At 69.5% G+C, this 17,102-nt stretch carries 16 protein-coding genes; 7 read left to right on the top strand and 9 right to left on the bottom strand.

Annotation, left to right across the window (positions count from 1 at the left end):
* Window positions 1–6: 6 nt before the first annotated feature.
* The 3 genes from ACFQS2_RS03570 to ACFQS2_RS03560 all read right to left on the bottom strand — a co-directional run bounded on the left by ACFQS2_RS03570 (window position 7) and on the right by ACFQS2_RS03560 (window position 3,291).
* Window positions 7–1,251 carry a HipA domain-containing protein gene (locus ACFQS2_RS03570; protein ID WP_377019685.1) on the bottom strand — a complete coding sequence of 415 codons (1,245 nt, stop codon included), beginning with the start codon at window positions 1,249–1,251 and terminating at the stop codon, window positions 7–9.
* A complete protein-coding gene (locus ACFQS2_RS03565) occupies window positions 1,248–1,787 on the bottom strand; it encodes a helix-turn-helix domain-containing protein (RefSeq protein WP_377019686.1) in 540 nt (179 codons plus the stop codon). Before ACFQS2_RS03565 ends, ACFQS2_RS03570 begins: the two co-directional genes overlap by 4 nt.
* Before the next feature lie 256 nt (window positions 1,788–2,043).
* Entirely contained in the window at window positions 2,044–3,291 is a 1,248-nt protein-coding gene (locus ACFQS2_RS03560; RefSeq protein ID WP_377792769.1) for an MFS transporter, read from the bottom strand.
* Between the two features lie 253 nt (window positions 3,292–3,544).
* On the opposite strand from ACFQS2_RS03560, the gene ACFQS2_RS03555 reads away from it, so the two are divergent.
* The gene (locus tag ACFQS2_RS03555) at window positions 3,545–3,874 is read left to right on the top strand and encodes a hypothetical protein (protein ID WP_377019688.1); all 330 of its coding nucleotides are present in this window, start codon (window positions 3,545–3,547) and stop codon (window positions 3,872–3,874) included.
* 42 nt (window positions 3,875–3,916) lie between these two features.
* On the opposite strand, the gene ACFQS2_RS03550 is transcribed toward ACFQS2_RS03555, so the two are convergent.
* Window positions 3,917–7,138, bottom strand: coding sequence for a DEAD/DEAH box helicase (locus ACFQS2_RS03550; RefSeq protein ID WP_377792768.1), 3,222 nt, complete (start codon window positions 7,136–7,138; stop codon window positions 3,917–3,919).
* A 287-nt stretch (window positions 7,139–7,425) separates the two neighbouring features.
* Between ACFQS2_RS03550 and ACFQS2_RS03545 the strand changes: the two genes are divergently transcribed.
* The 5 genes from ACFQS2_RS03545 to ACFQS2_RS03525 all read left to right on the top strand — a co-directional run bounded on the left by ACFQS2_RS03545 (window position 7,426) and on the right by ACFQS2_RS03525 (window position 10,748).
* Window positions 7,426–8,535, top strand: a complete 1,110-nt coding sequence (locus tag ACFQS2_RS03545) for an alcohol dehydrogenase family protein (RefSeq protein ID WP_377019690.1) — start codon at window positions 7,426–7,428, stop codon at window positions 8,533–8,535.
* The gene (locus tag ACFQS2_RS03540) at window positions 8,525–9,556 is read left to right on the top strand and encodes a proline racemase family protein (protein ID WP_377019691.1); all 1,032 of its coding nucleotides are present in this window, start codon (window positions 8,525–8,527) and stop codon (window positions 9,554–9,556) included. The genes ACFQS2_RS03545 and ACFQS2_RS03540 overlap by 11 nt, the downstream gene beginning before the upstream one ends.
* Window positions 9,557–9,650: 94 nt before the next feature.
* Window positions 9,651–9,986 (top strand): CHY zinc finger protein, encoded by a 336-nt coding sequence (locus ACFQS2_RS03535; protein ID WP_377019692.1) that lies wholly within the window; start codon window positions 9,651–9,653, stop codon window positions 9,984–9,986.
* Window positions 9,987–10,104: 118 nt separating this feature from the next.
* Window positions 10,105–10,368: a type II toxin-antitoxin system Phd/YefM family antitoxin gene (locus ACFQS2_RS03530; RefSeq protein ID WP_377019693.1), complete on the top strand. Its 264-nt coding sequence runs from the start codon at window positions 10,105–10,107 to the stop codon at window positions 10,366–10,368.
* Between the two features lie 5 nt (window positions 10,369–10,373).
* Window positions 10,374–10,748, top strand: coding sequence for a type II toxin-antitoxin system VapC family toxin (locus ACFQS2_RS03525; RefSeq protein ID WP_377792767.1), 375 nt, complete (start codon window positions 10,374–10,376; stop codon window positions 10,746–10,748).
* Between the two features lie 187 nt (window positions 10,749–10,935).
* Here ACFQS2_RS03525 and ACFQS2_RS03520 read toward each other — a convergent pair whose 3' ends face one another.
* The 4 genes from ACFQS2_RS03520 to ACFQS2_RS03505 are packed head-to-tail and all read right to left on the bottom strand — an operon-like array spanning window position 10,936 to window position 14,750.
* Complete coding sequence (locus ACFQS2_RS03520; RefSeq protein WP_377792766.1) at window positions 10,936–11,889, bottom strand: ribokinase; 954 nt, start codon at window positions 11,887–11,889, stop codon at window positions 10,936–10,938.
* Window positions 11,886–12,941: a phosphotriesterase gene (locus ACFQS2_RS03515; protein WP_377792765.1), complete on the bottom strand. Its 1,056-nt coding sequence runs from the start codon at window positions 12,939–12,941 to the stop codon at window positions 11,886–11,888. The genes ACFQS2_RS03520 and ACFQS2_RS03515 overlap by 4 nt, the downstream gene beginning before the upstream one ends.
* Entirely contained in the window at window positions 12,938–13,984 is a 1,047-nt protein-coding gene (locus ACFQS2_RS03510) for a DMT family transporter (protein ID WP_377792764.1), read from the bottom strand. The genes ACFQS2_RS03515 and ACFQS2_RS03510 overlap by 4 nt, the downstream gene beginning before the upstream one ends.
* 1 nt (window position 13,985) lies before the next feature.
* Window positions 13,986–14,750 carry a glutamine amidotransferase gene (locus tag ACFQS2_RS03505; protein ID WP_377792763.1) on the bottom strand — a complete coding sequence of 255 codons (765 nt, stop codon included), beginning with the start codon at window positions 14,748–14,750 and terminating at the stop codon, window positions 13,986–13,988.
* A gap of 144 nt (window positions 14,751–14,894) precedes the next feature.
* On the opposite strand from ACFQS2_RS03505, the gene ACFQS2_RS03500 reads away from it, so the two are divergent.
* Complete coding sequence (locus ACFQS2_RS03500; protein WP_377792762.1) at window positions 14,895–15,893, top strand: LacI family DNA-binding transcriptional regulator; 999 nt, start codon at window positions 14,895–14,897, stop codon at window positions 15,891–15,893.
* Here the strand turns inward: ACFQS2_RS03500 and ACFQS2_RS03495 are convergent.
* Window positions 15,882–16,949 carry a M20 family metallopeptidase gene (locus tag ACFQS2_RS03495; protein ID WP_377792761.1) on the bottom strand — a complete coding sequence of 356 codons (1,068 nt, stop codon included), beginning with the start codon at window positions 16,947–16,949 and terminating at the stop codon, window positions 15,882–15,884. The genes ACFQS2_RS03500 and ACFQS2_RS03495 overlap by 12 nt on opposite strands.
* Between the last annotated feature and the right edge of the window lie 153 nt (window positions 16,950–17,102).

The following is a 17,102-nucleotide window of genomic DNA, read 5'->3' as shown; positions in this document are numbered from 1 at the left end:
TGAGTCTTAGGCGGGGCCCGTGAGGACTGCCAACGCGCGTGAGCAATGTGCGCCCACGTCTCTGCGGGTCCGTTCCAGCTGCGCCGCACCCTCGGGGTCGACGGGGACTTCATCGCAGGCGATCCGGAATGCATCCGGGATCGCTCGGGCCGTTTGTATCGCCATTTCAAGGACGTCATCAACCAGAGCCTCGCCGAGCAGATCCGCGGCGAACTTCTCCACGTGGTGGCGACGTATCCGCGAAAATTCCTTCTCGCCGCCGATGCCCATCGCCACCTTCGGCCAGTCGGCGCCGTATCCCAGACCTGTGGAGACGTCGTACAGGGGAGCGAGCGCCACGTCATCCGGCGTCAGCAGCACCGAGTAGTTCTTGGCGTGCCCGTCGGGAGCTCCGATTAACCAGTTCGCGAGCACTGACCGCACGAACGTGATGATGTCCATGCCCGAGGCGCCGTGCAGGGTCAGAAGTTCCACCACATCTTTCGCGGTCACGTTGTACTTGGCGCCGGGAAGGGTGGATGTCGCCTGGCAGAGATCTTCCTGATGGGCGCGCAGCAGCTGGCCGTCCGGCGTGGGGACGCGGTCGAAGCGCGCCACGACGATCGCAGGCTCGCCGTCGAAGAGCATGTACTGCGAGGGTGCGGTGGGCATGCCCAGAATCTGGAAGGTTCGCAGCGAGACGTGCTCGATCAGCGCCTGCTTGTTGAGTCCGCGAACCCCTGGCTTGACGATGTGAGTGGTCGGCTCGGCGCCGTGCGCCACGAACCACCTCTCGTCTTTCCGGCGAAGCGTGAACTTGGACTGTGCTCCGGCCAGGGACCAGTGTTCATGTCCTCCCAGCCACGGTTGGTCAGAGTTCTCTCTGAGGGCTCTGATGCGTTGGCCGATGTCTTGTTCTGACACAGGCTCCAGGCCACCGGCGCCCAGGTCAGCCATCACCTCGTCCGAGAGGAACTGGATCGCGCCGGGGCAGTCCCGGCCGATGACCGACAGCAGTGCGAAGGGGTTGTTGGCGGAGACGTGGAACTGGGTGGCGATGGCTCTGCGTGCATCTTCTGAATCTGGCAGCAGTCCCTCGATGTAGGCGCGCGCCTTGCGCCGCTGGACTGGCTTTGTGCTCGGCGCGAAGGCCAGAGAGACGCGCGCGGTGTCCTCCAGGGGCGGGGTGACGAGTTCGAGCGCTCCTCCGCGGATCTCGTCGAGATACCCGATCACTCTCCCGTTGGTGACCATGTGCAGACGTTTGATCACGCGTCAGCTTCGTTCTCGTGGTCGTCGTGCTGCGCTTCGCTGCGGGGCCCGCGCGCTAACGAGGCTGCCATGGAGGCTCGACTGGCTTCGATGGCTCTGAGCAGAGACTCCGTGGACCGGGGGGAGGCGGCCTTCATCGCTGCCGCGAGGGCGGGGGCAGTGTTCTTCTGCATGATCCTGGCGATCGCGTCCGGTCGCGTCTGTCGGATGGCGTCGATAGCCGCTTGCGTGATCGCGTTCGTGGAGACCTGAGGGATTACGGGCATCTGAACCTGTGGCATCGGCACCGTGATCTGCCGGGTCGTCGTCTCGTGGGGGCCGTCGTCGCTGGTGAGTTGGACGTCCAGAGTCTCGAGGACGGAGAGGATCTTGGTGAGTTCCGCGCGGGGCCGGGTTCCTTGTTCGACGCCGATCAACCAGTCGCGAGAGACCCCGGCTGCGCGGGCGAGGTCGGCCTGGGTGAGGTTCTGAGTAGTGCGGGCGTCTCGGATGGCGGCCCCGATGTCCTGGGGCGTGCGCAGTCGACGGCTGGTCATACAGCGATAGTAGGCGCGCCGACCGCTAATGTCGAGGTACTACGACAAGCGCAGTTGTCGACAAATGTCGACATTGCGCAGTCTGGAAGGAGTGCCTGCTTGTCACGCTGTGTCGACGTACGGCGACGTGGCGAAACGTCGACGTAGGACGACATAGGAGACTTCGTGCCCCGACCTGCACCCATGTCGCCCGCTTCGGTCGGCTCATGAGCAGCCAGACGACGACGGTACTGCTGGGAACCTCAGGTGGTGCGAATCAACTCGACGCCGACACCTCGACCGAGGCCGTCACAGGCTCATCCCGCGCCTCCTGCCGCCGGTGCACGAGATACGACCAACCGGCGATCCCCAGCCCCAGGACCGCGAGCACGACGCCCGTCCACGCCGGGGCGACCAGGCCCCAGCCCGCGGCGAGCACGGCGGCGCCGAGCGCGGCCCCGAGGGAGTTGCCGATGTTCAGCGCCGAGTGGTGCAGCGCGGCGGCGAGCGAGGGGGCGTCGGGAGAGGCGTCGAGCAGGAACAGCTGCAGCGAGGGGCCCATCAGCTGGGACGTCACGGCGATCGCGAGCAGCAGGACCATGCCGGCGATCGCCTGGTGGGCGACGAGGGCGAACACCGCGAGGCTGAGCATCATCCCGGCCAGGCCCAGGAAGATGGTGCCGTAGATGCTGCGGTCGGCGAGGCGACCGGCGAGCAGATTCCCCGCCGTCATGCCGATCCCGAACACGAACAGCGCGAGGGGCACCGCCCGCTCGCCGAGACCCATCACGCCCGGCACGATCTCGCCGATGTAGCTGTAGACGGCGAACATGCCGCCGAAGCCGATGGAGCCGATGCCGAGCCCGAACCACACCTGGGCGCGCCGCAGGGCCCGCAGCTCGCCGCGGATCGACGCAGCCGCACCGGTGCCCTCGGGCTCCGGCACCAGGCGCCAGACGGCGACCGTGCTGGCCGCGGCGATCACCACCACGATCACGTAGGCGGAGCGCCAGCCGATGCTCTGGCCGAGCGCCGTGGAGGCCGGGACGCCGAGCATCGTGGCGATGGTCAGGCCCAGCATCACCAGCGAGACGGAGCGGGCCCGTCGGCCGACGGGGGAGAGTCGCGCGGCCACCAGGGAGGCGACGCCGAAGTAGGCGCCGTGGGGGAGCCCGGCGAGGAAGCGCGCCGCGGCGAGGACCGCGAAGTCCGGCGCCAGGGCCGAGAGCAGGTTGCCCGCGCCGATCAGTCCGATCAGCAGCACCAGCAGGCGGGCGCGCGGGGTCCTCACGGCGGCGATCGTCACCAGCGGTGCGCCGACGACCACCCCGAGGGCGTAGAGGCTGATGGGCATGCCGGCCTGGGAGATGCTCACCTCGAGCGAGTCCGCGATCTGCGGCAGCAGCCCCATGCTGGCGAACTCGGTGGTGCCGATCGCGAAGGCGCCCAGGGACAGCGCCAGGATGACCAGCCGCAGGCGACCGGCGGGCAGCGGGGCGGGGGAGTGCGAGGGGTTCGAGGACACGGTGCTCCAGCACGGATCGGCGGGGATTCGCTGCCGACGCTGGAAGCGGTGAGTACCCATCGAGTCTATCGGCGCGGGCGGTGATGGTGGTGGCTGGAGGACGGCCGGCCGACAGGGCGGGCCGCGGCCCGCTGCACGACGAGGTGCGGACCGTTGCGTGCCCCGCGCGCGGACGGCGGTACTGTGCTGACGTGCCGGCCGCAGCCGCCCGGCAGCGCGCGCCCGAGGATGCCGCGCGCTGATCCTCGATTCGTTGGGACGCACCTTGGAACACATCACGATCGCCGGTTACTCCGAGCCCTTCCCGGCTTCCGAAGTCGCCGTCGCCCTGCTCCATGACCGGCTCGAGACCGCCCGCGAGAAGCGCGGCCCCGAGGCAGCCCAGAGACTGGAGAAACTGGTGGGGGAGCGGATCGGTCTGGAGCTCGCAGAGGGCAAGCCCAGCATCGACCTGGCGACCATGCGCTCGATCGTCGACTTCGTCGAGCTGCCCGAGGAGGAGGACAACGTCTCGGGCCTCGGGCGTGCGGTCCGGGGCATCCGGGAGAAGCTCGCCCAGCGGGGCGGGCCCGTGGAGGGCTGACGGTCCGCTCCCTACTCCTGAACGGGACCCGACTCTCCCAAGCTACTCCTGAACGGGACCCGACTCTCCCAAGCACGCCGCGAGCTGTTGGAAGTAGTTGTACTTCGACCACGCAGCCCTGTCGCCGATCACGTAGAGCCTACGCTTCGCGCGGCTCGCTGCGACGTTGACGAGGTTGACGGTCTCCGATGCCCACGACTTCGCGCCGGGGGCCGAAGGATCCCCGCCCAGCACGAGGAAGACTACGTCGGCTTCCCGGCCTTGGGCAGTGTGAATGGTTCCGGCTGTGAGATCCGGATGTCGGCTCGTGAGGTCGGCAAGCCGGTCCGCGATGGTGCGGAACGGGGAGATCGCGATGACCTCCGAGGCTTCGACGCCTTCGGCCCGGAGCTGTTCGAGCTCGCGCAGGAGACGGCTGATCTGGTTCTCCTGCAGGTGGGTCCCAGTGGTGCGTGCAGGCTCATCGAGCCAGCTGCTGGGCGTGATCCGCGGCCCGTCCGGAGTGTCGAAGAGGTCTGAATGCTTGAGACTATCGAGCGTACGAGGCACGCCGCTGACCATGATCCCGTCGTAGGCGATCTCGTTGCACAGGCGGAACATCGGGTCATCGCAGCGCCGGTGGACGGTGAGTGGCGCGCTCACCCACACCGCCTGATCCCCCCGCCCCAGCGTGGTGCCGTAGGGCGAGACGCGGTCGGCGAGAGTCTGCACCGATGCCTGCGGCGGAATCCACTCGGAGCTGATGCCGAATGCTGTAGCGATGTCCCGTTGCGCCTTCTGCGGCATGGTCACGACAGGTTGGAGCTGCAGGGGATCGCCCACAGCGACGACCCGTTGCGTGCGCCAGATCGCCCCCGCGGCGTATTGCGGGCTCGCTTGCCCTGCTTCGTCGATGAAGAGCCAACCCAGCGCCTCTCGGCCGAGACCGGCGAACATGCGCGCGTAGGACGCGAAGGTCGTCGAGACCATGGGCACTACGAGGAAGAACGTCTGCCAAGCGGCGAGGACCTTCTCCGGCTCGAGGTCGCGGGGAGCGCTCCCCGCGACGACGTCCATAGCTGCACGGAGCCCTTTCAGCATGTCGTCGGCGGCATTGGCCAGAAAATCCTCGTGCAGTCGAAGCGCCGCGAGGAACAGTTCAGAGCGAGCCCAATCCAGCTCCGCGTCGAGCCATGGGGCGTGGAGCTCGCGCTGCTCGCCCGTCCACCCTTCCCCCGGGTATCCGGGGCCGACGGCATCGCTGTCCGCAGCGATCTGCCGGCGCAGCTCGCTCACCTTCGCCTCGGCGCGCCGCCGGTTCATGCTCGCGTCGGCTGCGTCGGTCTGGAGAGTTCGTGCCTGATGATCGAGACGCTGTGCGAGCGCGCGAGCCTGCCCGAGGGAGTTCTCGGCAGTGTCTCGTCGTTCCTCGAGGGGTTCGAGCTTCGCTCGCCACGTCCGGGCCGCCCCGCCGAGTGAGAAGAGAGTCTCGAGCCAGCCGGGCTTGGTCGCCAGGTGACGGTCCCATGCTGCCGATACCTCCGCGAAGTCGGCCTCGGCCTGTTCAGTGACGCCCGCGTGGTCGCGAACGGCGTCGCGGGCGAGGCGAAGATCGTCACTGCGCTGCGCGGCGCGACGGGCGAGCTCCTCCGCGTGCGCGAGCGCCGAGCCCAAGCCCTTCCGTCGCTCTTGCGCTGCGCGGCGCTGCCCCATGATCGCGTCGACCCGCTTCTCGGCGGTGTGGAACGCGGTCCGGGCTTCCGCCCAGGTCCGGTGCGGCGCCTTTCCGTCCTTCCAGTCCTTGAGCCGAGATTGCATGCGCGGCTCTGTGCGTTGGGTGCGTTCTCGGGTGTCCCAGGTGGTCTTGTCGAACCAGAACTCGCTTCGGAATGCGCTGCGATTGTTCTTGTTCCCCAGTCGAGCTGCCACAAGACCCCAGGCACGGGGGATGTCGTCGCTTCCCTCCCCGCCCTGCCGGGTGGAGCCCAGCGTCGCCGAAGCGATGTCGGCGAAATACTCAGCCTTCCCTCGCCAGGGCTTCGCGATGGCGTCCTGCGCGGGGACCTCAGTGCTCACGTTTTCGACCGCCGCGTTGTTCGCCGAGGCGACGACCATCTCGAAACCTGTGAGCTCGGGACGGAGCTGACGGATCGTTCGAGGGAAATCGCCGGAGCGCCACGTGTGCGTGGTCGCCGTGAATGCCGCCTCAGGGCGAGAGAGTGCGGCCAATCGTCGCGCACGTTCAACCACGTTCCCGGCGAGGACGTCGCGCAGCATTGTCGTCTTCCCGGTGCCCGGGGGACCGTTGACGCCCATGAGGCCGGCTCCCTTCCCGAGGTCTTGGAGCGCGCGGTTGACGGCGAACTGCTGGCGGAGCGCGAGGGTGTGCTCGGGTGCTGACGGCCAGCGCCCCTTCGGCAGGCGGTCGACGCCGGCACCGTCATCGACGGTGGTGTGGGCGGTCATGACGTCGACCCTGCGATCAGCCTCGACGGCGGTGGGGCTGAGGTACTCGGCCAGTGCACGGGGGCAGCCCCCGCTCCGCGTCGCCGTCTGGACCGTCGCCAGATCCTCGAGGAAGAAGCTGTTGAGGAAATCGCTGTCGAACGCCTCGTCCCCGTCCCGGTCCTGGCGGACCACCGAGTCGATGACGATGCGCGAGGTGGCGAGGTCGTCGATCCCCGTGATCCCGGCGGCGGCGTGCGTCGTCCGAAGCAGAGCCTGCAGCGACTCCTGGTCCTGCGGGAGCTGGCGGTCCGCTGAGGAGAGATCACGACGCGCGCCTTCGACCTCGTCCACTTTGTCGACGAAGTCGCGGGCCGCGCGGGGGAACTCCGCCGTCCACCGGGGGCTGCGCGTCGTGGAGCCTGTGATGAGACGGGCCACGGCCCACAGCGCGGAGGATAGAACCGCGGAGTCAGGCACGAGCACACCGTGCTGGTCTAGCACGACGCCGGCGCATGCGCTGCGCCCGGCACGGCGCTCGTCGTACGCGTCGCGGTCCTCACCGAAAGCCCGATGAAGATGCTGATATGTGTCCTCGAGCTGATAGACGCCGAGGTAGACGGTATGACGCCAGGAATTCGGCTTCTTCCCCGATGGCGCGGGCGGGGCCAGCGTCTGCCACGGCAGCGGGTCTCCGAACCGCCATTCGACGGTTTGCCGGTCGCTCGGGCGTGTCGAGCGCTTGGTCAGCTTCGGCACCGGTTGCGGACTGAAGAGCTCCAGCATCGACCAGTACTGAAGGATTCGCTGACGTTCGTCTGTTTGGTTCCCCATCCCCATAGGTCGATTGTGCCGCCGATCGCAGATGTCTGCGGGCTGCGTCACAAACTGGTCGGGTGCAGTGATCCTCCGGCACCGCCGCATGCGTGGACCGCGATGGGACGAGCCAGGTGGCCCAGTGTGTCCCCACGTCCGCTGCTGCGAGAGGTGGTGCCCACCCATCCGCGTCCCGAGAGCGGGGTACGCCACCGTGACCTCGCGCCCCTAGACTCGATCGCCAGAGGCGGGAATCGTCCCTGATGACGCGCGACCGCATGGCCGCGCGATCCGAGTACGGGAGGCCATCGATGACGTCGATACCGCAGACGATGAGCGCGGTCCAGCTCGTGGGCCACGGCGGGCTCGAGCAGCTCGTCTATTCCAGTGATGTCCCCACGCCCAGCCCTGCCGCCGGCGAAGTGCTGATCGATGTGCACGCGTGCGGGATGAACAACACCGACGTGTGGGTGCGCGAGGGCGCCTACGGCAGCGACACGGAGCCGCAGGAGGTCTCCTCGTGGCGGCGCGGCCGCTCCACGCTGGAGTTCCCCCGCATCCAGGGCACCGATATCGTCGGCCGGATCGCCGCAGTGGGCGAGGCCGTCGACGAGGGCCGCATCGGCCAGCGCGTGATGGTCGACTTCAGCATCTACAACCGGCCCGAGGGCGATGAGTCCCTGGCCGATATCGACTACATCGGTCACGGCCGCGACGGCGGCTACGCCGAGTACGTCGCGGTCCCCTCGGAGAACGCCTACGAGATGAGCGCCCAGATCACCGACGCGGAGCTGGCCACCTTCTGCTGCGCCTACCTCACCGCCGAGCAGATGCTGGTGCGCAGCCGACTGGCCGAGGGAGAGCGGGTGCTGGTCACCGGCGCCTCCGGCGGCGTCGGCTCCGCCATCATCCAATTGGCGCGGGCGCGCGGCGCGATCCCCTACGCCGTCACCAGCCCCGGCAAGGAGGACGCGCTGCGCGAGATCGGCGCCGAGGACGTCATCCTCCGCGGCGCGGGAGACCTGGTCGCCGAGGTCGAGCACGTCGTCGACGCCCCCGTGGACGTGGTCGCCGACCTCGTCGCCGGCCCCATGTTCAATGACCTGCTGCGGATCCTGCGCCCCGAGGGTCGCTACTCCACCGCCGGCGCCATCGGCGGACCGGTGGTGGACCTGGACCTGCGCACGATGTACCTCAAGCAGCTCGAGCTGCACGGCTCCTCGCAGGGCACCCGCACCGCGTTCCGGCGCCTGGCGGGCTACATCAACGACGGTACGATCCGGCCGCTGCTGGATCGCACCTTCCGCCTCTCCGACTTCCACGACGCCCAGCGCACCTTCATGGGCAAGACGTACATCGGCAACCTGGTCGTCGTGCCCGACCGGCACTGGGAGAACGTGGGAGCACCGCATGCATCGTGAACGCGTGATCGAACTGATCGACACCCAGGCGGGCGGAGACGTCAGCCGCATCGTCACCTCCGGCATCGAGCCGTTGCCGGGACGCACCGCCCTGGAGAAGGCGCGCTTCCTCCAGCAGGAGGGCGACGGGCTGCGCCGGCTGCTGCTCTCGGAACCCTACGGTGACCCGGCGATGTCGGTCGACCTCATCGTCGAACCCGGCCACCCCGAGGCCCAGGCCGGCTACATCATCATGGAGGCCATGGGGTACCCGATGTACTCCGGCTCCAACACCCTCTGCGCCGCCACCGCTCTGCTCCAGAGCGGCATCATCCCGATGACCGAGGGCCTGCAGCAGGTGGTGCTGGAATCCCCCGCGGGGCTGGCCCGGATCACCGCCCGCAACGTCGACGGGCGCGTCGAGTCGGTCACCACCCAGGGCGAGCCCGCCTACGTCGCCGAACGCGGCCTGTCGGTCAACGTCCCCCACTACGGCCGGGTCGAGTTCGACCTGGTCTGGAGCGGCGCCTACTTCGCCATGGTCGACGCCGGCGCCCACGGCTTCGAGCTCACGGCCGACGAACAGATCGCGCTGGCCGCCTTCGGCGACGCGTTCGTGCGCAAGGCCCGCCCCGGCCTCCGCCAGGAGCATCCGACGCTGGGGGACGTGGGCCCGCTGCCGTTCGTCCACTTCATGGGGCGGGTGCGCACGCTGGAGAGCGGCAAGGTCGAGTCCCGCTCGGCGACGTACGTGCATCCGGGCGTGATCTGCCGCAGCCCGACGGGGACCGGCACCTCGGCGCGGCTGGCGCTCATGGCCGGGCAGGGAGACCTCGCCCCCGGGGACACGCTGGAGACGATCTCCCCGCGCGGCAACCGCTTCGTGGGCGCCGTGATGGGCGAGACCACCGTGGGCGATTTCCCGGCGTGGGACTCGACGATCACCGGGCGGGCTCGGCTCATGGCGCACTCGCGGATCACCGTGGACCTAGATGATCCGCTGGTGGACACGTCGGACTTGGAGAGCCTGCTGACGCCGTGAGCAGCGGGACGGAGAGGACCGGCCGACGGGACGGCGCGAACCGGCCGACGGGTGGAGAGCCGCCCGTCGGCGCGGTGGTGCCCTCGGTGGCGCGATGAATGAGCCTGAGGCGACGGTGCCGGTGGTGCACGGGCCCACGGCGGATGCGCAGACACGGTGCATTCATTACGGGACGGCGCTGGACGTGATCGCCATCCGCTTCGCGTGCTGCGGCGAGTACTACCCGTGCCATCTGTGTCACGAGGAGACCGCGGGCCACGCCTCCTTCCCGTGGCCCGCCGGGTCTCGGGGGGAACAGGCCATTCTGTGCGGGGTGTGCTGGAGCGAGCTGACGATCGATGAGTACGTCGAGTCGTCGAATCGGTGCCCGCGATGCGGAGCCGGTTCCAATCCGGGGTGCGCGCTGCACCATCACATGTACTTCGAGTAGCTCGCGGGGGCGGATCGCACGCAGGCACGCGCCGCTCCGTGGGGGCCAGCTCCGGCCCGCCACGTTCTGTCCACATCAGGTAAGTACTAGAAGTAGTAGCAACGGCTAGGATGGTCTCATGGCCGACGTGACGCGCACCGAACTGAACCAGCAGACCGCCCGGGTCCTCGCGCGCGTTCAGGCCGGTGAGGACGTCACCGTGACGGACCGGGGGGCCCCGATCGCGCGCATATCACCGGTCGAGTCCGACCGGCGTGCTCGACGAGCGGCAAGCGGCGCCCTCCGTCCTGCGGCTCAGCGGGGCGTTCCCGAGATCTCCTCCCCGATCCGTGGGTGGAGCGCGCAGCAGATGATCGAGGACATGCGCGGAGAGCGGCTGTGATCTACATGGACACCTCTGCGGCTTACACGCTGCTGAGTCGAGAGCCCGGGGTCGCGGAGGTCGAGGAGCTCTTCCGCGGCGGAACGGCCTTGATCTCCTCGCGGCTGCTCGAGGTCGAGCTGCACGTAGCTGTCGATCGCCGAGGCGGCTCCCACGCGGATGTCGAGGCGATCGTCAGCAGGGTCGACCTCGACGCCGTCGACGACGAGGTCATCGACCATGCCCTCTCGCTCCGCTCCGGCCTGCGGGCGATGGATGCTCTGCACCTGTCCACGGCACTGCTCTATGGGGAGGCGATGGCGGCGATGGCCACGTTCGACAGGGAGCTGGCGGCCGCGGCGCAGCAGTTCGGGTTGGAGTTGAGCCTCGAGCGGGGGTAGCGCGGGACGCGCGTCTGGCCAGAACTGAGGGCGCGGAAGGTGTCGTTCTGGGCGGTATGGAGCTGGCGCGGTTCTGGAATGCACGCTGACGGCGGTCCCCGAGGACCGGGGCGCGCTGCGCCGGCGCTCAGCTTGCCTTCGTCGTTCTCCTCGGGGATTTCACGGCCGGGGAGCCGCCCGGCTTGCCCTACGCAGGCAATTCGTCCCCCTTCTCCGGGTAGGACGGCTGCGCCCCGTGCCTGGTCACCGCGTAAGCACCCACGCGCGCCGCTCGCCGGCACGCCTGGGCTGCGCTCTCACCCCGGGCGAGCCCCACGGCCAGTGCGCCGACGAACGCATCGCCGGCGCCGGTTGTGTCGACGGCCCGCACCGCCGGTGAGCCGATCTCGGTGACCTTGTCGTCGGCCCCTGCCGCCAGGATCGCGCCGCGGGCTCCGCGGGTCATGACCACGCTGCGCACTCCTGCCTCGCGCAGCAGTCGCACCGTTGTTGCATCATCGTCCGGAGCGTCGGCGCCAGTCAGTGCCGTCAGCGCGAGACGTGCTTCCGATTCGTTGACGACCAGGGGATCGGCTGCGGCGAGCGTCGTCTCTTCGACGTCGATCACCGGCGCGAGGTTCAGCAGGAAGCGGGTCCCGAGTTCGGCGCAGAGCTGTCCCAGCTGATCGACGGCGGCGGCAGGGATCTCTCCCTGGGAGACGACGAGGTCGCTCGCTTCCACAGCAGCCCTCAGCCCGTGGACGTCCGGCGCGGTCCAGGAACCGTTCGCCCCGGGGATGATCACGATGTTGTTCTCGCCGGCGTCGTCGACGGTGACCACGGCCAGTCCGGTCTCGGACCCGGGCACCTGTGTGGTCGCACTGATGTCCGCACCGGCGCGGCGCAGCAGGCCCAGTGCCAGGTCGGCGTCCGCCCCGGTGCCGGTGCGGCCGGCGAAGCGGACGTCGCCGCCCAGGCGCGCTGCGGCGCAGGCCTGATTCGCGCCCTTGCCGCCCGGTGAACGGCGCGATCTGGTCCCCACCAGCGTCTCGCCCGGCGCCGGGTGGCGCGGCACCGCGAGGACGAGGTCGACATTGACGGACCCGACGACGAGGATCCGGCCCTCCCCGGTGCCGCTGTGCCCGGCGATCGTCGAGGTCACTGTCCAGACCCTCCGAGGTATCGCTGGGGGTTCGTGGTGATCAGCCGTTCGGCTCGCTCGGAGTCCACGCCCCGCGCGGCCAGCAGCTCCAGGAAGACGGTCGGTACGAGGACCAGACCGCTCCCTCCCAGATGGCTCCACATCTGTTTGAGGAACAGATCGTGACTGAGCAGGAGCTGGTCGCCGTACCCCAGCTCGATCAACCGGGCCACGGCGTCGGCCGTGTCCACGATCGAGGGGGAGACCCCCTCGCCGGGGAAGGAGATGTCCAGGCCGATCATGTCGAACTCGAGCCAGATGCCACGGTCCAGGAGGCGGCGCTGGTAGTCGAGGTCGATCCCGGAGGGGTCGCTGTGGGCGAGGGAGACCTGTGCGGGATCGGCGCCCATCTCGTCCAGGGCGATGTCCAGCACCTCGTCGCCGCGGCGCTGCCAACCGGGCATGTGGATGTTCATCGCCGTGCCGGGGCTCTCCCGCTGGGCGAGGGCCGCGGCACGGAGGCTGGTCCGCTCGCCATCGGTGAAGTCGGGGGAGACCCCGACCTCGCCGATCATGCCGGCTCGCACCCGCTCCTCGCCGACGCCGTCACGGAGCTCGCCGAGGATGTGGCCCGCGAGCTCGTCGACGCTGTGCCTGCTCAGGCGGTCCCCTTCGAACTTCTCCAGGTAGGCGCCGGTGGACATGACCACGTGCACCCCCGTCTCCTGGGAGATCCGCACGAGATCCGCGGGGGAGCGGCCGATGGCGTCGGACCCGGTGGCGTCGACGATCGTGCCTCCGCCGACGCCCTGGAAGGCGGCCGCCTCGGCCCGGACCCCGGCGGGGTCCTTCGGGGCGACGTTGTCGGCGCTGCAGTACGGATCCTGCTTGAGAGCCCACTGCAGGGAGGCGTCCACGGGACGATCGGCGAGGACCTGGCTGAAGGAGTATGTCGGCTCCACGAGGCACGAGCTCAAGTCGTTGAACAGATGCTCGTGAGGAAGGACCACGCCGAGCTCGGCGGGATCGACGGCACCCGCCACCGTCTGCACCGTTCGCGGAGACTGCGTCATGGGCGCGCCTCCTGCGACTGGGGTTCCTGCCCGTCGTGCGCGGCCAGCTGCCGAGCGCCGTCCTGCGTGCGCACCTGTTTCGAGGGGATCATGGCGATCGCGGAGGCGCACAGCGCCACCAGGGCACCGAGGATCGTCACGCCGTGCACGGTGCCCATCCCCGGGATCAGGGCGTCGATGAGGATGGAGCCCACCAGCTGGCCTGCCGTCGAGGCCAGCGCGAGCAGCAGCAGTCCCAGACGTCTCACCAGGATCGCCATCAGAGCGATCGAGGCCAGTCCCAGCGGGCCGCCCAGATACATCCACCAGGTGTCCGGCAGCGCGAAGCTCGCATGGCCTGTGCCCAGGCGGATGAGGTACGCCGCGGTGAGGAACACGAATCCGATCAGGAAGTTCCACGTGATCGCGACCAGCATCGACCCGGCCAGCTTGCCGACGTTCGAGTTACCTGCGGGCTGCCAGCCGGCGAGCAGGCCGCCGGCGAAGGGCAGCGCGACGAGTGCCAGGGCGTGGGGCGTCTCGAAGTTCGGGGAGACGACCAGCACGGTCGCGACGACGGCGAGAGCGGCACCGAGGATCCGGAAGAAGCTCACGGCCTGCTTGAACTGGACACCGATGGCGAGGCGGTCGCACACCACGCCGGAGATGACCATGCCGGAGATCAGCGCGGTCTGGAAGGTCGCGACGCCCAGTGGCCCTGCCGAGATCCCCTCGGACAGGACGATCACCGCCCCGCACAGCCCGGCGAAGAAGTTCGGCCACGGGATGGTGCCCCGACGCAGATGGTCGGGAAGGCTCGCGAAGGCGCGGCGGGTCGAGGCCCGCGGAAGAATGATCACGAACATCAGCAGCAGGCCGCTGCCGAAAGAGACGATCGAGGCGAGGTGACCGTCACCGAGATCGGCGCCGAGGCGCCCGTTGACGGCGGATTGCATCGGCCCCAGTGTCCCGGCGAGCACGGTGAACAGGACGAACAGGCTCAGGGAGGCGGTCTTCGCGACGGGCGGGCGATCGTGGACGACGTCGTCGGAGGTCGTGTTCATCTCATGCCACCTCGCCCGAGTCGTCGCCGGCCAGCCAGGTCATGGCCTGGCTGAACAGCGTCGCATAGCCGGCCCAGTCCATGAACTCCTCGGGGGCCCAGTGCGGGGAGATGTCCGAGGCGAAGGCCAGGGTGCGTCCGGCGCCGACGGTGCGGACCGCGAGCAGCGGGTGCCCCTCGATCTCGGCGAGCACGGTCGCGTCGTCCGTGGCGACCAGCTCCTGGTATCCGAGCAGGATCGGCCAGGTCGCGTCGAGGCCGGCGACGACGGGGTGGCCGGTGCCGGTCAGCGTGCCCTGCACGCCCTGCGGGGACTCCACGCGGTCATCCCAGCGGTGGATGCTCACCGGCAGGACCTCCTCGACGGCGGTGCCGGCATAGTTCGCCTTGGCGCCGAACCCCTGGAAGGAGAGATAGCCGCCGGCCATCATCAGCCCGCCGCCGTCACGGACCCAGTCACGCAGCAGATGCAGGCGGTTGGGGGCGGGGCGGCCCTGGTCGAAGACCTGCGGCGGGAGCAGCAGCGTGTTGGCGCCGATGTCCGAGAGCAGGACGACGTCGTAGGCATCGAGCTCCTCGCGGGTCTGGGGGAAGAACTCGGCCACGTCGTGGGAGCGCAGGTGGGTCACGTCGTGGCCCCGGGCACCCAGCACCTCGAGCAGCCGGGCGCAGCCGATCTGCACCTGGGTGTGGGGGAAGGGGTCGTAGCCCTTGTGGTCGATGGTCGCGCTGACCCACGACTCTCCTGCCAAAAGCACCTTCGCCATGTGTGATCTCTCCTCGGGGGCGTCCAGACCTGTGTTGCGCAACAATTGCGCAATCGTTGTGTGCTCTGACACTAGAGCGGTGGCGTTCGGATCGCAAGCCAGTCCCGCGTAGCCTGTCGAGGCAGCGCCACCGGAAGGGAACCCATGTCGATATCCGCCGTCGCCCGGGAAGCGGGTGTCTCCACCTCGACCGTCTCGCGCTTCCTCAAGGGTCAGCTCCGGCTCAGCGCGGAGACCGAGGCCCGCATCCGGACAGCGATGAAGAGCACCGGGTTCGCCGCGCCGAGCAGCACGGTCAGGCACCTCGCGCTGGTCATCCCGGAGTTGTCCAATCCCTACTTCGCGCAACTGACCCAGGCGCTCACCGACGCCGCCCACCACCGTGACCTCGAGGTCTCCGTGCTCGTCTCGGACGGGCTCGAGGCCCGGGAGCGCAAGATCGTGACCGCCTGCACCCAGGGCCGCGGCCTGGGAGCAGATGCCGTCCTGTTCGTGTCGATGACCGGCAGCGGGGCCCTGCTCGCCGAGGTGCCGGAGGACTTCCCCTTCGTCGTGGTCGACGAGAAGCTCGACGGGCCGCTGGCGGAGAACCGACCTTTCGTGGGTGCCGACAACTTCGAGGGCGCCTACCAGGCGACCACCTTCCTGCTCAGCAAAGGGCACCGCCGTATTGCGCACCTCGCCGGCCCCGGCCGCCTCGGCTCCGCCCGGGACCGGCTGCGAGGCCATCTGCGGGCATTGCGCGACGCCCACCTCGAGGTGGACCCTCATCTGGTGCTCGAGGGGACATACTCCGAGTCGTTCGGGGCCAGCGCCCTCTCCCGCGTCCTGCGCCTCGAGGACCCGCCCACGGCGGTCTTCGCCGCGAGTGACATCGTCGCGGTCGGTCTGGCCGCGGCCGCGCCCATGCACGGCCTGCGCATCCCCGAGGACCTCTCGCTGATCGGGTTCGACGGGATCGAGCAGGGCTCCTGGGTGACGCCCCGGCTCAGCACCGTCGTCCAGCCGCTCGCGGAGATCGCGCGGCAGGCACTGGACCTCGTCGAGGCCGCCGGCAACCACGGAGCGCCGACGGCCCACCTGCTGCCGATGGACCTGAAGATCGCCGAATCGGTCAGCGCGAACGCGACCTCACCCGCGTGAGAGCAGGACCTGGGTGAAAAGGTCCGTGGCCGCGGCGAGCTGAGCGAGCTCGACGCGCTCGTCCACGGAGTGCATCTGCGTCGGATCCCCCGGGCCCCAGATGACGATCGGGACATCCGGGCGGAAACCCTGCAGTACGGAACCGTCGGTGAAGTAGGTGACCGGGGTCGGGTCCACGGGCGCGGGCAGCGAGCGGACGAAGGGCGCCTGGAAATCGGTGCGCAGCGCGGCGAGATCGAGGATCGTCTCGACCTCGTCGATGCCATCGGTCCGGCGCCAATGCTCGAGCAGGGGAGCCGAGTCCGCGACGGTCCTTTGGTCCAGGGTCGCGATCGCCGTCGCCGGGACGATGTTCGTGGCGTCCCCGCCGTGGAACGTGCCGATGGAGGCGGTCTCCGCGCCGAGCACCTCGTCATGGCGCAGGGGAGCGGTGGCCAGGGCGGAGTTCAGGGCTCCGGCGAGGCGGAGCACGGCGTTGACCCCGCGCTCCGGGGCGGAGCCGTGCGCGGCGCGGCCCCGGGCGATCAACCGCAGCCAGCTGGCGCCGCGATGGGCACACCGCACGCCCAGGGCGGTCGCCTCGGGCACGATGATCCCCATCAGGTCCAGATCCGCGATCGCCTCCCCGGTGCGCTGCGCCCCGAGCGATCCGATCTCCTCATCGGCGGTCAGCAGCAGGTGCCCGCCAGCGCCCTGTGCTGCGGCGCGGACCAGGGCAGCGGTCACCGCGGCGAGCCCGCCTTTCATGTCCACGGCACCCCGGCCGTGCAGGTCGGTGCCCTCGATCTGGCCGCTGTGGGGATCGCGTGACCAGCTGCTCGGCTCGCCCACCGGCACCGTGTCGGTATGGCACGCGAAGAGCGGCGCGGAGCCGCTCGGCCCGAGAGAGATCAGGGTCCACGGTCGCTCGTCCCCGCCAGTGCTGATCCGGACGCCGGGGACGTGCTCGGAGAGGAGAGCTGAGACGTGCTGCTGGACCGCCCGCATGCCGTCGGTGTCGGTCGACGGGCTGGGGATGCGGACCAGATCCGCGGCGAGGTCGACGGGGTCGATCAACGGGGCCTCCGAGGTGCGGGCGTCAGGGGAGTGAGGCGGCGCAGGAACGTGCCTCCCGAAGGGAGCGTACCGAGGTGCTGGTCGGCGTCGCGACGGCCGCGACTGTGCCCGCTGGGGGCGTGTCACCTGACGGGATCTACAGCGGTCTCCCGT

The organism is Brachybacterium sp. GCM10030267 (genome assembly GCF_042666875.1).
GTDB lineage: Bacteria > Actinomycetota > Actinomycetes > Actinomycetales > Dermabacteraceae > Brachybacterium.
Note: the sequence above shows the minus strand (reverse complement) of the source record. Positions and strands in the feature narration are given on the sequence as shown.